Source organism: Rhizobium sp. 22-785-1 (assembly GCF_053521965.1).
In genome coordinates this window covers 260,672-276,091 of record NZ_JBNWDI010000005.1, presented here as the reverse complement: position 1 = coordinate 276,091, position 15,420 = coordinate 260,672, and the positions used below count along the sequence as shown (strand labels likewise).

The 15,420-nt window shown below is 59.3% G+C and carries 6 protein-coding genes; 4 read left to right on the top strand and 2 right to left on the bottom strand.

The window, feature by feature from the left end; all coding sequences use genetic code 11:
- Positions 1-2 precede the first annotated feature (2 nt).
- Positions 3-1,142, bottom strand: a complete 1,140-nt coding sequence (locus tag ACQZ5M_RS12805; RefSeq protein WP_449079959.1) for a M20 aminoacylase family protein — start codon at positions 1,140-1,142, stop codon at positions 3-5.
- A gap of 589 nt (positions 1,143-1,731) precedes the next feature.
- On the opposite strand from ACQZ5M_RS12805, the gene ACQZ5M_RS12800 reads away from it, so the two are divergent.
- Positions 1,732-10,221 carry a GH36-type glycosyl hydrolase domain-containing protein gene (locus ACQZ5M_RS12800; protein WP_449079912.1) on the top strand — a complete coding sequence of 2,830 codons (8,490 nt, stop codon included), beginning with the start codon at positions 1,732-1,734 and terminating at the stop codon, positions 10,219-10,221.
- A gap of 90 nt (positions 10,222-10,311) precedes the next feature.
- On the opposite strand, the gene ACQZ5M_RS12795 is transcribed toward ACQZ5M_RS12800, so the two are convergent.
- Complete coding sequence (locus tag ACQZ5M_RS12795) at positions 10,312-10,971, bottom strand: YggS family pyridoxal phosphate-dependent enzyme (RefSeq protein ID WP_449079911.1); 660 nt, start codon at positions 10,969-10,971, stop codon at positions 10,312-10,314.
- A gap of 197 nt (positions 10,972-11,168) precedes the next feature.
- Here ACQZ5M_RS12795 and leuS point away from each other — a divergent pair, with 197 nt between their 5' ends.
- The 3 genes from leuS to holA are packed head-to-tail and all read left to right on the top strand — an operon-like array spanning position 11,169 to position 15,384.
- Entirely contained in the window at positions 11,169-13,799 is a 2,631-nt protein-coding gene (leuS, locus tag ACQZ5M_RS12790) for a leucine--tRNA ligase (protein WP_449079910.1), read from the top strand.
- Complete coding sequence (locus tag ACQZ5M_RS12785) at positions 13,792-14,337, top strand: hypothetical protein (protein ID WP_449079958.1); 546 nt, start codon at positions 13,792-13,794, stop codon at positions 14,335-14,337. Before leuS ends, ACQZ5M_RS12785 begins: the two co-directional genes overlap by 8 nt.
- Before the next feature lie 9 nt (positions 14,338-14,346).
- Entirely contained in the window at positions 14,347-15,384 is a 1,038-nt protein-coding gene (holA, locus tag ACQZ5M_RS12780) for a DNA polymerase III subunit delta (protein WP_296086164.1), read from the top strand.
- Positions 15,385-15,420: the final 36 nt, after the last annotated feature.

Below are 15,420 nucleotides of genomic sequence, written 5' to 3'. Positions count from 1 at the left end.
CTTCAGTCAGCTTTCAGAAAATCTTCCGCAAGCTCCACCCAGAAGGCGGTTCCGATCGGAATGATATCGTCATTGAAGTCGAACTTCGGATGGTGCAGCGGCGGGTCGTTGTCGGTGCGCTTGGTGCCGAGGAAGAAATACGAGCCGGGGCGCTTTTCCAGCATATAGGCAAAGTCTTCCGCTCCCATGGTCGGGCGCTCCATCTCCAGCACCTTGTCGGCCCCGGCAAAGCGCGTGGCAAGCGCCCGTACATAGTCCGTTTCCGCCTTGTGATTGACGGTCGGGCTATAGCCGCGCTCATACTCCAGCGTCACGCTCATGCCGTAGCTTGCGGCCTGACCTTCGGCGATCATGCGAATGCGCTTTTCCAGTTCATCGCGGGCTTCAGGGTCGAAGGAGCGGATGGTCAGCAGCATTTCCGCCGTTTCCGGGATCACATTGCTTGCCTTGCCGCCATGGAACGCGCCGACGGTGACGACGGCTGGCATCAGCGGGTGGATGTTGCGCGAGACCACCGTTTGCAGCGCCATGACGATGCTGGCACCGGCAACGATCGGGTCGGAGGCGCTTTGCGGCTCTGCCCCATGGCCGCCATAGCCGTTGACGGTGATCTTGCATTCGTCCACTGCCGCCATCACCGGGCCGTCACGCAAAACAAAATGGCCGAAAGGCTGGCTTGGATCATTATGCAGGGCAAAGACTGCGTCGCAGGGAAAGCGGTCGAACAGGCCGTCTTCGATCATGATGCGCGCGCCGCCGAAATTTTCTTCTGCCGGCTGGAAGATCAGATGGATCGTACCGTCGAAATTGCGCCGCTCAGCAATGATCTTCGCCGCGCCCAGCAGCATGGCGGTGTGGCCGTCATGGCCGCAGGCATGCATCATGCCTGGTGTCTCGCTGGCATAGTCGGCGCCGGTTTCCTCGTGGATCGGCAGGGCATCGATGTCGGCGCGGATGCCGACGCTGCGATTGCTTGTGCCATTGCGCAAGGTGGCGACCACGCCGGTGCCTGCGAGGCCTCGCGTTACCTCGTAGCCCATTTTAGTCAGGCGCTCTGCGACGAAATCGGACGTCTTGAATTCGGATAGGCCGATCTCCGGATTGCGATGCAGATGGCGGCGGATTTCAACCACCTCTTCCATGACGTTGGACGACGAGGAAATGGTCACCGGATGGAGTGTCATGCTTTGCTGTTCCGTCTCTTTGCCGCAGCGGTTGCTGGCCGGCGCATTCTTCATCGATCATGAATAGCAAGAGTGGACCGTCTTGATAAGGGCGTGCTGTTATTGGCCTGGATTTGTGTTCTTGCGCGGCAATCAAACAGATGGCATGGAACTGAAAATGCCTTGAAACATTCAAAACCTTCTGATCACATCACGTCAGGAAGAAGAATGCCAAGCGGATATGGGGAGATATCGGGGAAAGGCAGCAGCGTTTTCGCGGGGGAATTTTGCGAAATGTCTGGTTCTGGGGTCATGCTCCCTTAGACGCCAATTCGTTCTCGAGAAACTATTGATATTATATAGTGAAATCCGAATGCCCCGATTTCACCATGTCGGGCGATAAGATTGTTTCTCGCTACCGTGCGCTGGTCCGCGGTGGTTCAGCAAAGGTTCAGGATCAGCACGAAATAAAGCTTGCCACATTGTTTCACTCTCGATGAGAACTCCGAAACAGTTAAGGGTTAAAGACTAGCCTCAGCATTTCACTCAGGGTCCAGAATACGAGCCGATGTCATTTCATATTACGCCGACCGCCGCCGCCCGTGACTCCGAAACCAAGCAGATCGATCACAACGACTCGATCCGCTCTGTCTATTTCAACATAGACGAGCTTAAAGCTTGCGGGGCAGACCTGTCGCACTCAGGTTCTGCCTCCCTTCCCGGTTTCATGGAGTTCGACTTCTTCGCGCGTCACCGCGAGAACGAGAAGGAAATTCTGCGCGTCTATCGCACCACGGCGGTAGATTCGGAAAACGGCCTGACCATCACGCCGGCTGCGGAATGGCTGCTCGACAATCACTATGTGATCGAAGAAGCCATCCAGGAAGTCCGTCGCGATTTCCCGAAGAAATTCTATCGGCAACTGCCGACGATGCGGATCGGCAATGCCGAAATCCCGCGCGCTCTGGCACTGGCATGGCTCTTTGTCGCCCACACCCACAGCACGGTTTCGCGCGAAAGTCTGACGGCGCTGGTCGAAGGCTTCCAGACCAACAAGACGCTACAGATAGGTGAAATCTGGGCGCTGCCGTCCTTCCTGCGCTTCGTGCTGATCGAGAACCTGCGCCGCATCTCCATTCGTGTCGAGCGCTCGCGCCGCATGCGCCACAAGGCCAATGAGGTTGTGGACGAGATCATCCGTCTCAACGAGGCGGAGCCTTCGGCGGAATTCCTCAAGCAGATCGACCCGCTGGTCGATGACCCGACATTCGCGACCCAGTTCCTCTATCGTCTGAAGAACGGCTCGCAAACCTCGAACTTCGCACTGAACTGGCTGGAAGAGCGTCTCAACAGCGTCGGCACTGACGCTGAAAACGTTATGATGGCGGAGCACAACCGCCTTGCCTCTGGCAACGTGACGATGGGCAATATCGTCAAGAGCCTGCGTGAGATCGATGACACCGAATGGTCGGTCTGGTTCGAAGACGTCAGCCACATCGACAAGGTTCTGCGCGAGCAGACCGACTACGAAACGCTCGACTTCGGCTCGCGCAACACTTACCGCAACAATGTGGAGCTGCTGGCGCGCCGTTCCAGCAAGACCGAAGTTGAGGTGGCTCAGCTTGCTGTCGACATGGTGACGGAAGCCGCCACGTCGAATGATGCCTATCCGCATCAGCCGAATGTCGGCGCCTTCCTCGTCGGTCAGCGCCGCAAGGAACTGGAGCAACGCATTGGCTACAATCCCTTGTTTGCCCAGCGCGTCGTGCGCACCATGCGCCGCTTCAACTGGCTTGCCGTTGCTGTCCCGGTTCTGGTTCTGACAGCTATTGCTATGCTGGCGGTTGGCTGGTTCCTGGCTGAAGCCGGCATGCCCTGGTATGTCGTCAGCGCGTTCCTCTTGATGTTTGCACTTCCAGCCTCCGAAGGCGCGACAGGTCTTTTCAACACGCTTGTCACTTTCTTCGTTAAACCGTTCCGCCTTGTCGGTTACGAGTTCAAGAGCGGCATTCCTGAAGATGCCCGCACCCTGGTTGCCGTGCCTTGCATGATCACCAGCCGCGATGCGGTTGACGAGATGATCCGCAATCTGGAAGTCCACTATCTCGCCAATCCCCATGGCGAGATCTATTTCTCGCTGATCAGCGATTGGCGCGATGCGCAGCAGGAGCAGACCACCGAGGATGTGGAGCTTCTGGAATATGCCAAGCGCGAAGTGGCGAACCTCTCCGCGCGCTACGCCTTTGACGGCAAAACCCGCTTCTTCCTGCTTCATCGCCGCCGCATCTACAATCCGTCCGAAGGGTGCTGGATGGGCTGGGAACGCAAGCGCGGCAAGCTGCATGAACTGAACCTGTTGCTGCGCGGCGACAAGGACACGACCTTCCTCAACGGTGCGAACACCGTGCCGAAGGATGTCAAATATGTCATGACGCTGGATGCCGATACGCGTCTGATGCGCGATGCCGTCACCAAGCTCGTCGGCAAGATGCATCACCCGATCAACCGTCCGGTTCACGATCCGGAAACCGGCCGTGTGATCCATGGTTATGGTCTGCTGCAGCCGCGTGTCACGCCGTCGCTGACGACGGGTAAGGATGCGTCGGTCTTCCAGCGCGTCTTCTCGATCAACCGCGGTATCGACCCTTACGTGTTTACCGTGTCCGACGTCTACCAGGACCTAACCGCAGAAGGCACCTTTACCGGCAAGGGCCTTTACGATGTGGATGCCTTCGAAAAGGCTCTGAAGGGCCGCATCGACGAGAATTCCGTTCTTTCTCACGATTTGCTTGAAGGCTCCTTTGCCCGCTGTGCATTGGTGACGGACGTGGAACTCGTCGAGGATTTCCCGACCCGTTATGAGGTCGAAGTCTCGCGCCAGCATCGCTGGGCGCGTGGCGACTGGCAGTTGCTGCCCTACATTCTCGATGCCGCACGCGGTGTAACCGCGCTCGGCCGTTGGAAGATGATCGACAACCTGCGCCGTTCGCTGACCCCGATCGCCTGGTTCGTGGCGTCTGTTCTCGGCTGGTACTTCATGGACCCGTTCGGCGCGCTGATCTGGCAGATTCTGTTGATCTTCTCGCTCTTCGTTGCGCCGACCATCTCGCTTCTGACGGGCCTTGTGCCGCGTTCAACGGATATCGTGCCCCAGGCGCATTTCCACACGATTTGGTCGGAAATCCGCGCTACCAATGCACAGGTCGCGCTCCGCATCGTCTTCATTGCCGACGGCGCTTGCATGATGGCTGATGCCATCGGACGTTCGCTCTATCGTCTCTTTGTCAGCCGCAAGCTGCTGCTGGAATGGCGTACCGCCGCCAGCATGCAGTCCAGCGCCCAGGGCAGCGTCTTCGATTACTATCGTCAGATGTGGCATGCGCCGGTCGTCGCTCTCCTCGGCCTTCTGTTCGCAGCGCTCCCTGGTGACAATGCCTTCCTCGTCGGCGTCCCGTTCGCTCTTCTGTGGGTCTTCTCGCCGGTAGTTGCCTGGTATGTCAGCCAGTCTGCGGAAACCGAAGACCGCATGTTCGTTTCAGAGCATGTGTCGAGTGAGTTCAGAAAGATCGCGCGTCGCACGTGGCGCTATTACGAGACCTTCGTCAACAAGGACGAAAACTATCTGCCGCCGGACAACTTCCAGGAGACGCCGGAGCCTATCGTTGCCAGCCGTACCTCGCCGACCAACATCGGCGTCTACCTGCTGTCGACGATTTCTGCCCGTCAGTTTGGCTGGATCAGCTTCTCCGACACGATCGAGCGTCTGGAAAAGACCATCGAGACGGTAGAGAAGATGGAGAAGTATCGCGGTCACCTCTACAACTGGTACCATACCGATACGCTGCAGACGCTCGGCCCCCGCTACGTTTCCGCCGTGGATAGCGGTAACCTCGCCGGCCATCTGATCGCCATTTCCTCTGCCTGCCGCCAGTGGGCGGAAGCGCCGTCGGCTCACCTTCAGGGCAATCTCGACGGTATCGGCGATGTCGCGGGCATCGTTCGCGAAAGCCTGAAAGAACTGCCGGACGACCGCAAGAACCTGCGTCCGCTGCACCGCCGTCTGGAAGAGCGCATCATCGGCTTCTCCAACGCGCTTACCTCGGTCAAGCGCGAGCACGAGTTCGCCTCGATCCGCGTCATCAACCTTGCGGTTCTGGCGCGTGACATTCAGAAACTTGCGGCCAATCTCGATCTGGAAGTGAAGTCCGAGCAAAGCGCCGAAATGACCCGCTGGGCGCAGATGCTGGTGGATTGCTGTGAAGCGCATATTTCCGACAGCGCCTTCGATCACTCCACGATCGATTCGCTGCGGGAGCGTCTTGCCTCGCTTCGCGATCGCAGCCGCAATCTCGCTTTTTCCATGGACTTCGGCTTCCTCTACCGCAAGGATCGCCGTCTGCTCTCGATCGGCTACCGTGTGGAAAGCCAGGAGTTGGACGAGGCCTGCTACGACTTGCTGGCTTCTGAATGCCGCCTGACCTCGCTCTTTGCGATTGCCAAGGGCGATCTGCCGACGGAGCACTGGTATCGTCTCGGCCGTCAGGTCGTGCCGATCGGCGCGCAGGGCGCGCTGGTTTCCTGGTCGGGTTCGATGTTCGAATATCTGATGCCGCCGCTCGTCATGCAGGAGCGTCAGGGTGGTATCCTCAATCAGACCAACAATCTGATCGTTCGTGAACAGATCAATCACGGTCGCCGTCTCGGCACGCCTTGGGGTATCTCCGAAGCGGCCTTCAATGCCCGCGACCACAATATGAACTACCAGTACACCAACTTCGGTGTTCCGACGCTCGGCCTCAAGCGTGGTCTTGGCCAGAATGCCGTCATCGCGCCCTATGCGTCGATTCTCGCCGCGCAGTACGATCCAGACTCGGCGCTCGAAAACCTCGAGAAGCTGCGCAAGCTGGGCGCGCTTGGTCGCTATGGTTTCCACGATGCCGTGGACTTTACGCCGACCCGCGTTCCCGATGGCAAGGTCTGTGCCGTCGTCTACAACTACTATGCCCACCACCATGGCATGTCGATTGCGGCTGTCGCCAACGTCGCCTTCGACGGTTTCCTGCGTGAACTGTTCCATGCCGATCCGGTGATTGAAGCAGCCGAACTGCTGCTGCAGGAAAAAGCACCGCGCGAAGTGCCGGTGATGAGCGCCAAGTACGAGCCGGAAACTCCCGGCAAGGAACAGGCGGATCTTCTGCGCGCCGAAATCCGCACGGTGACCGATCCGGCCATCCGCGATCGCGACGTGGTGTTCCTGTCAAACGGCCACTATTCCACGATGCTGACGGCAACCGGTGCCGGTTACTCCAAGTGGAACGGCCAGGCGGTATCCCGCTGGAAGGCCGATCCAACGGAAGACCGTTGGGGTACCTTCCTGTTCCTGCGCGACACCACGACTGGCCAATGGTGGAGTGCGACCGCAGAACCACGCGTTGCGGAAGGAGAAAAGACCAAGACTGTCTTCATGGACGATCGTGCCGAATTCCACAAAACCGTGGGCGATCTGCAGAGCGTCGTCGAGTGCATCGTTGCCACCGAGCATGATGCTGAAGGCCGTCGTATCACCCTCCTTAACGTCGGGACGGAAGATCGCTACATCGAAGTGACCTCCTATCTCGAGCCGGTGATCGGCAAGGAGGACGACGACAACGCCCATCCTCTGTTCTCGCGCATGTTCGTGCAGACAGAAATCGGCAAGCGCGGCGATGTCATTCGCGCATGGCGCAACAAGCGTTCGCCGAGCGATCCCGATACCATCATCGCGCATCTGGCGGCAGACAATGCCGGCACGTCTCGCGCGACGGAATACGAGACCGATCGCGCCAAGTTCATCGGCCGTGGCCGCACACTTGCAGAGGCTGCCGCCTTCGATCAGGGAGCGACGCTTTCGAATTCCGATGGCTTCACGCTTGATCCGATCCTGTCGCTGCGTCGCGTCGTGCGCGTGCCTGCCGGCAAGAAGGTCAGCGTGATTTTCTGGACGATTGCAGCGCCTGGCCGTGAGGATGTCGACAAGGCGATCGATCGCTATCGTCACCCGGATGCATTCGCGCATGAACTTGTTCATGCCTGGACACGCACCCAGGTGCAGATGCGCCATGTCGGCGTCTCCTCGCAGCAGGCAGCAGCCTTCCAGCATCTCGGTCGCTACCTTGTGTATCCGGACATGCATCTGCGCGCCGATGCGGACACGCTGAAAACCGGTCTCGCCTCGCAGCGTTCCCTCTGGTCGCTGGCGATTTCGGGCGACTTCCCGATATTCGCGCTGCGCATCAATGACGACATGGACATGGATATCGTCCGTGAAGCCTTGAGTGCGCATGAATATCTGCGCTCGCGCGGCGTGATCTTCGATCTCGTCATCGTCAATGAGCGCTCCGCATCCTATGCGCAGGATATGCAGCATGCGCTGGATCACATCTCCGAAGCGCAGCGCCGCATCAACCCGGCGGATGGCGGAAGACCGCATGTCTTCTCGGTGCGCCGTGACTTGATGGATGAGGAAACCTGGGCAGCACTTCTGGCCGCATCTCGCGTCGTGCTTCACGTGCGCAACGGCAAGATCGTCGACCAGGTCAACCGCGCCGTGTCGCTCTTTGCGGCCAACCGTGGACCGGATGCCAATGCGACGCTCGCGCGTTTGCCCTCACCCGCCTATCCGGTTGCCGATCCCGTCGAAGACACTCAGGATCTCGATTTCTGGAACGGCTTTGGTGGCTTCACCAAGGATGGTCGCGAATACGTCGTGCGGCTGAACCGTGGACAGTCCACGCCGCATCCGTGGATCAACGTCATCTCCAACGAGAAATTCGGCTTCCATGTTTCAGCGGAAGGCGCCAGCTTCACCTGGAGCCGCAATTCCCGCGACTATCAGCTGACACCGTGGACCAACGATCCGGTTACCAACCGACCGGGTGAGGCGATCTATGTTGCCGATGCCGAAAGCGGAAAGATCCATTCGCCCTTTGCTGCCATCGGTCGCAACCCGGAAGCGGTCTTCGAAGCCCGCCATGGTCTCGGTTACTCCACTTTCCGCAGCGTCGATGACGGTCTCGATATCGAGGTGACGCAGACGGTGGATCGCGAAAAGCCGGTCAAGCTTTCGCGTCTGACGATCCGCAACGTCGGAACGCAGAACCGCCGCCTGAAGACCTATGGTTACGTCGAGTGGGTGCTTGGAAACAACCCGCAGAAGTCTGCGCCGTTCATTCTGAGCAGTCATGATGAGGACACCGGGGCACTCTTTGCCTCCAACCCCTACAGCATCGACTATAATGAGAGAACGTCGTTCCTGTCGCTCGATGGACCGTCGACCAGCTTCACGACCAGCAAACGTGAGTTCATCGGTCGCTTTGGCACCATCAACGCACCGCAGGCCGTGGTCACGGGTGCTGCGCTTTCCGGAAGCACGGAGCTTGATGGCGCGCCTTGCGCGGCAGTGATGCAGGAAATTCACCTCAAGCCGGGTGAAGAACGCCATGTGCTGTTCTATCTCGGAGATGCCGATACGGTGGATGAGGCTCGCGCATTGGTGAAGGATATCCGCAGTTCGGATTTCGACACCGTGCTTCAGGCTAACAAGGATTTCTGGAAGGGCTTTACCGGCCAGTTGCAGGTTTCGACACCGGATGCTGGCTTTAACCACCTGGTCAACACCTGGCTGCCCTACCAAGCCTTCTCCTGCCGCATCCTGGCACGCACGGCCTTCTATCAGTCGAGCGGCGCTTTCGGCTTCCGCGACCAGCTGCAGGACACGCTTGCCTTCCTGCTCTACCAACCGGATCTCGCCCGCGCGCAGATCATCCGCGCTGCTGGTCGACAGTTCGTCGAAGGTGACGTCCAGCATTGGTGGTTGCCGCTGACAGGAGCAGGTGTTCGTACCACGATCTCCGATGACGTCGTGTGGCTTGCCTACGCGACCTATCAGTACATCGCCACCACCGGCGACAAGGCAATCCTGGAGGAGGATATCCCCTTCCTCAAGGGTGCAGCCTTGATGCCTGGCCAGCATGATGCCTTCTTCCAGCCGGAAACAAGCGAGAAGACGGCGAGCCTCTACGAGCATGTGGCACTGGCGCTTGATCTCGCCATCCATCGCACCGGCGAAAACGGTCTTCCACTGATGCTCGGTGGCGACTGGAACGATGGCATGAACCTCGTCGGCATTGGCGGCAAGGGGACGAGCGTCTGGCTTGGTTGGTTCCTGGCCGGAACGCTGCGCGACTTCATCGCTATTGCAGAAGAGCGTCGCGATCTCGACCGCGTCGAACGCTGGAAGACGCACCGCGACAAGTTGCGCGCAGCACTCGAAACCGCAGGCTGGGACGGTGACTATTACCGTCGTGGCTATTTCGATGACGGCACACCGCTAGGTTCCTCCAGCAGCGAGGAATGCCAGATCGATTCGCTCGGCCAGAGCTGGAGCGTACTGTCCGGCGAGGGTGAGACCGACCGCTCGCAGCAGGCGATGAATGCAGTCATGAGCAAGTTGGTGGACGAGGATCTCGGCATCATCCGTCTCTTCACTCCGCCGTTCCGTCGCACGCCGCACAATCCCGGCTACATCAAGGGGTATCCGCCGGGCGTTCGTGAAAATGGCGGTCAGTATACCCACGCTGCAACCTGGGTGGTTCTTGCGCTTGCCAAGCTTGGCCGCAGCGAAGATGCATGGAAGTGCTTCTCGATGCTGAGCCCGGTCAATCACGCCCTGGACCGCGAAACGTCCGAGACCTACCGTGTCGAGCCCTATGTGGTGACGGCGGATGTCTATGGCGAAAACGCCTATGCCGGGCGGGGCGGCTGGAGCTGGTATACGGGCTCTGCCGGCCTGCTCTATCGTGCTGCGGTCGAAGGCATTCTCGGCATCACGCGCAATGGCGGCAAGCTGCATATCGCGCCGTCGTTGCCTGAAGCCTGGGATGGGTTCTCCGTCCAGGTCACGATCGATGGAACCACCCGCGACGTTTCCGTGAAGCGCACGTCAGGCTCCTCGGACATTGCCGTCACGATCGATGGCAAGCCGGTCAAGAGCACGAATCGCGCCATCCCGTTCGACTGAACGGGGTGAGCCTCGAAGGCCTCTTCAAAGAAAAAAGCCACGGCGCTGAAAACGCTGTGGCTTTCTGGTTTTCGAGGGTCGTTAAGGGCGTCAGCGCGCGCCGAAGAGGGCAGAGCCGACACGCACGCTGGTCGCGCCGAATTCGATCGCCGTTTCGAAATCGCCGGACATGCCCATGGATAGCTTTTCCACACCGCATTCCTTGGCGAGCTTTGCGAGAAGCGCAAAATGCGGACCGGGATTTTCATCCGCTGGCGGAATGCACATCAGGCCCTCGACGGAGAGCTTCAGCTCATTGCAGCAGAGGTCGACGAAGGCTTTCGCCTCGCGTGGATCCAGGCCTGCCTTCTGTGGCTCCAGCCCGGTATTGACCTGAACATAGAAGCGCAGCGCCCTCCCCTGCTTGGCACATTCTTCCGCAAGCACGCGGGCGATCTTCTCACGGTCGACGCTTTCGATCACGTCGAACAGTGCCACGGCGTCGGCAGCCTTGTTGGATTGCAGCGGGCCGATCAGATGCAGCTCAATGTTCGGGGTCTTGTCCTTCAGCGCCGGCCATTTGCCCTGCGCTTCCTGGACTCGGTTCTCGCCGAAGACACGCTGGCCGCAATCGATGACCGGCTGGATGGCGTCGCCATCGAAGGTTTTCGAAACCGCAACCAGCGTCACATCGCCGGGCTTTCGGCCTGCCTTCTCGGCAGTGGTTGCAATCCGTTGCTTGATGTCGGCAAGACGGGCTTCGATGTCCATGGGAGGCCTCTGTTCTATCTCAAACGATAATCTGCTCGTCCTAAAGCTGGCGATGCTCGATGCCAAGCGTGATTGTCACCATTTAGGCGCTGTATTCCAAGTTTGCGCCCCCTAACGCCCTGCAAAACTTGACGCATCGGTCGTTTCATGGTGAAGGTCAGCGCGCATTACCCCCTCGATACCCGGATTTCAGAAGTATGGCCATCGAACGTTATAATCCTCGCGACGCCGAGCCGCGCTGGCAGCAGCAGTGGAACGAAGACAAGGTCTTCGTCACAGACAATAGCGACACCCGCGAGAAATATTACGTCCTCGAGATGTTCCCGTACCCGTCCGGTCGCATCCATATGGGCCATGTGCGCAACTATGCGATGGGCGATGTAGTCGCCCGCTACAAGCGCGCACGCGGCTATAACGTGCTGCATCCCATGGGTTGGGATGCCTTCGGCATGCCAGCAGAAAACGCGGCGATGCAGAACAAGGTTCACCCGAAGGACTGGACCTACCAGAACATTGCCACCATGCGTGGCCAGCTGAAGTCCATGGGATTGTCGCTGGACTGGAGCCGTGAATTTGCGACCTGCGACGTGGATTACTACCACCGTCAGCAGTCGCTGTTCATCGACTTCATGCAGAAGGGTCTGGTCTATCGCAAGCAGTCCAAGGTCAACTGGGACCCGGTCGACCATACCGTTCTGGCCAACGAACAGGTGATCGACGGTCGCGGCTGGCGTTCCGGTGCGCTGGTCGAGCAGCGTGAGCTGACACAATGGTTCTTCCGCATCACCGATTTCAGCCAGGATCTGCTGGATTCCCTGGACGAGCTGGATCAGTGGCCGGAAAAGGTCCGGCTGATGCAGAAGAACTGGATCGGCAAGTCCGAAGGCCTGTCGCTGCGCTGGCAGACGGTGGCCGCCACTGCGCCGGAAAGGTTCAGTGACATCACGGTTTACACCACGCGCCCAGACACTCTGTTTGGTGCGTCGTTCCTGGCGATCGCTGCGGATCATCCGCTGGCGAAAGCCTTGGCCGAGAACAATACCGCCATTGCCGAGTTCTGCGACGAATGCCGTCGTCAGGGCACGTCTCTGGCTGCTTTGGAAACGGCTGAGAAGCGCGGCATGGATACCGGCGTCAAGGTCGTCCATCCTCTGGATTCGTCCTGGGAGCTGCCGGTCTATATCGCCAACTTCGTGCTGATGGATTACGGCACCGGCGCGATCTTCGGCTGCCCGTCTGGCGACCAGCGCGACCTGGATTTTGCCCGCAAATATGGCCTGCCCGTCGTTCCGGTCGTCATGCCGGAAGATGGCGATGCAGCAAGCTTCACCGTTGGTGATACGGCTTATGTCGATGACGGCGTGATGATCAATTCCCGCTTCCTGGACGGCATGAAGACCACGGACGCCTTCGAAGCGGTCGTTACCAAGCTGTCGCAGCAGATGCTGGGTGACGCCCCACAGGCGGAGCGCAAGGTCAATTTCCGACTGCGCGACTGGGGCATTTCCCGTCAGCGTTATTGGGGTTGCCCGATCCCGGTCATCCATTGCGAAGTCTGCGGCGTCGTGCCGGTTCCGAAGAAGGATCTGCCGGTCAAGCTGCCCGACGACGTCACCTTCGATGTCCCCGGCAATCCGCTGGATCGCCACCCGACATGGCGTCACGTCGCCTGCCCGCAATGCGGCCACGATGCGCGGCGCGAAACCGACACCATGGATACGTTTGTCGATTCCAGCTGGTACTTCACCCGCTTTACCGCACCTTGGGAGAATGAGCCGACCGATCCAAAGGTCGCCAATCGCTGGCTGCCGGTCGACCAATATATTGGCGGCATCGAACACGCGATCCTGCACTTGCTCTATTCGCGCTTCTTTACCCGCGCGATGAAGGAAACTGGCCATGTGGATGTGAAGGAGCCTTTCAAGGGCCTGTTCACCCAGGGCATGGTGGTGCATGAGACCTATCGCCTGGGCGAAGGCCAAAACGGCCAATGGGTCGTACCGGCCGATATCCGCATCGAAGATGTCGACGGTAAGCGTCGTGCCTTCATGCTGGAGGGCGGCGCGGAGGTGACGATCGGCTCAATAGAGAAGATGTCGAAGTCGAAAAAGAACGTGGTCGACCCCGACGATATCATCGCCTCTTACGGCGCCGATACCGCGCGCTTCTTCGTGCTGTCCGATAGCCCGCCGGATCGCGACGTGATCTGGTCGGAAGCCGGTGTCGAAGGCGCGCATCGTTTCGTGCAGCGCGTCTGGCGCATTATCGGCGAAGCTGCCGACGAATTGAAGACTGCCAAGGCAGCTCCGGCCACGGCAGGCGACGGCTTGGCGATTTCCAAGGCCGCGCACAAGACGCTGAAGGCCGTACAGGACGATCTGGACAAGCTTGCCTTCAACAAGGCGATCGCCCGCATCTACGAACTGGTCAACGCACTGGCTGGTCCGTTGGCCGAGGTTGCCGCCGGTGGCAAGGCGGATGACGTGAAGGCTGCGGCGCGCGATGCCGCAGAAATACTCACCCGCATGATTGCGCCGATGACGCCGCATCTGGCTGAAGAGTGCTGGAAGGTTCTTGGCAATTCCGGTCTGGTTGCTCAGGCGGCATGGCCTGTCTTCGTGCCAGCGCTGGTCGAAGAGAACGAGGTTGTTCTGCCGATCCAGATCAACGGCAAGAAGCGTGGCGAATTGACAATCGCCCGCGATGCGGATCAAGATACCGTACGCGCCGCTGTGCTGGAACTGGATGCCGTCAAGGCGGCACTCGCCGGTTCAGAGCCGAAGAAGATCATCGTGGTTCCACAAAGGATCGTGAACATTGTTGTTTGATGCCTATTCCAGATGGGGCCGCATAGCCGCCGCAGTGTCTGTCGTCGTTTTGTCTGGTGCGCTTGCGGGCTGCCAGGTTCGCCCGCTCTATGGCGTGGAATCGGGAACGCGTGAGAAGCTTGCCTCCGTCAGCTTCTCATCGGCTGGCGACCGCATCACTCAGGAGGTTCGCAACCACCTGATCTTCCTCGCCTATGGCGGGCAGGGCGCTCCCACCAAGACGGATTATCAGGTCAAGCTGGTGGTTTCCTCCAGCGCCAGCTCCACCGAGGTTACCAACGACACCAGCCTGTCGGTCGGCAAGAGCAACTATGACGGTCCTTATCCGGGTCGCGTGACGATGACCGGTCAATATGTGCTGACGCGCATGTCCGACGGTCAGGTGCTGCGGTCCGCAAAGCGCACCGTCACCGCCATGCTCGACCTGCCGCAGCAGGAATTCGCCAAGATCCGTGCGATCCGTGACGGCGAAAACCGTGCGGCGCGTGAACTGGCAGAGATCATTCGCACGGACATTGCCGCCACGCTCAGCCGATAAGCTGCGATCATGACGGAAATCAAGTCTCATGAATTCGAACGCTTCGCCGAAAATCCGGCGGAGCGTTTTCGCATCTTTGTCCTATATGGACCGGATCGCGGACTGGTATCGGAACGTGCTGCGATCATTGCAAAAAAGACCGGTATCGATCCGAATGATGCCTTCGCCTCGCTGAAACTCGCCGTCACCGACCTGCAGGGCGACCCTGGACGGCTTTTGGACGAGGTGAACGCCATTGGCCTCTTTGGCGGCGAAAAGCTTGTCTGGGTCAAGGGTGCGGCCAATGAAAAGCCGTTGGTCGATGCGCTTCAGGTGCTGGCGGATAGTCCGCCAGAGACAAGCTTTCTCATTATCGAGGCAGGCGACCTTAAAAAAGGCACGGGGCTTCGCAAGATCGCCGAGCCCTCACGCGCTATTGCCGCCATTCCTTGCTACGCCGATGATGCAAGATCGTTGAACGCGTTGATCGATCATGAGCTTGCCGATGAAAACTTAAGGATCACGCCAGCGGCACGACAGCGGCTAATCGAGTCGCTGGGTGGCGACCGCATTGCCTCACGCAACGAGGTGAAGAAACTGGCGCTCTACTGCCGTGGCCGAGATGTCATCGAGGAAGACGATGTCGAGGCGATCATTGGCGATGCCAGTGCGGTGTCTGCGGACGACGCCGTGGACGCGATCCTCAAGGGCGATCGCAACGGCTTCTTTCACGCTAGCCAGAAGATCATCTCCTCGAAGACGCCAATCTTTCTTGTGCTGCAGGGATGCCTAAGGCAATTTCAGTTGCTCGACCAGATGCGGGCCGAAATGGACGAGAAGAAGCTTCAGGCAGGCCAAGTGATGCAGACGCTTGGGCGCGGCATTCATTTTCGCCGCAAGCCGATCATCGAGCGTGCGCTACGCACATGGCAGCCGGCCGCGATTGCCAGAGAAATGAACCGGTTGCAGTCAGCGATCCTGCAAAGTCGCCAGCGTCAGAGCCTGGAAGAGAGCGTGGCGCTTCTGACGCTGCTTGCCACAACCCTGCAAGCGGGTAGGGGCAGCTGATCTTTCTATCGATCGAGAGAAATGAAAAAGCCTCCG

Coding starts and splice junctions, on each gene's coding strand:
- holA (WP_296086164.1), top strand. CDS start 14,347: ATGACGGAAATCAAGTCTCATGAATTCGAACGCTTCGCCGAAAATCCG.
- ACQZ5M_RS12800 (WP_449079912.1), top strand. CDS start 1,732: ATGTCATTTCATATTACGCCGACCGCCGCCGCCCGTGACTCCGAAACC.
- leuS (WP_449079910.1), top strand. CDS start 11,169: ATGGCCATCGAACGTTATAATCCTCGCGACGCCGAGCCGCGCTGGCAG.
- ACQZ5M_RS12805 (WP_449079959.1), bottom strand. CDS start 1,142: ATGGAAGAGGTGGTTGAAATCCGCCGCCATCTGCATCGCAATCCGGAG.
- ACQZ5M_RS12795 (WP_449079911.1), bottom strand. CDS start 10,971: ATGGACATCGAAGCCCGTCTTGCCGACATCAAGCAACGGATTGCAACC.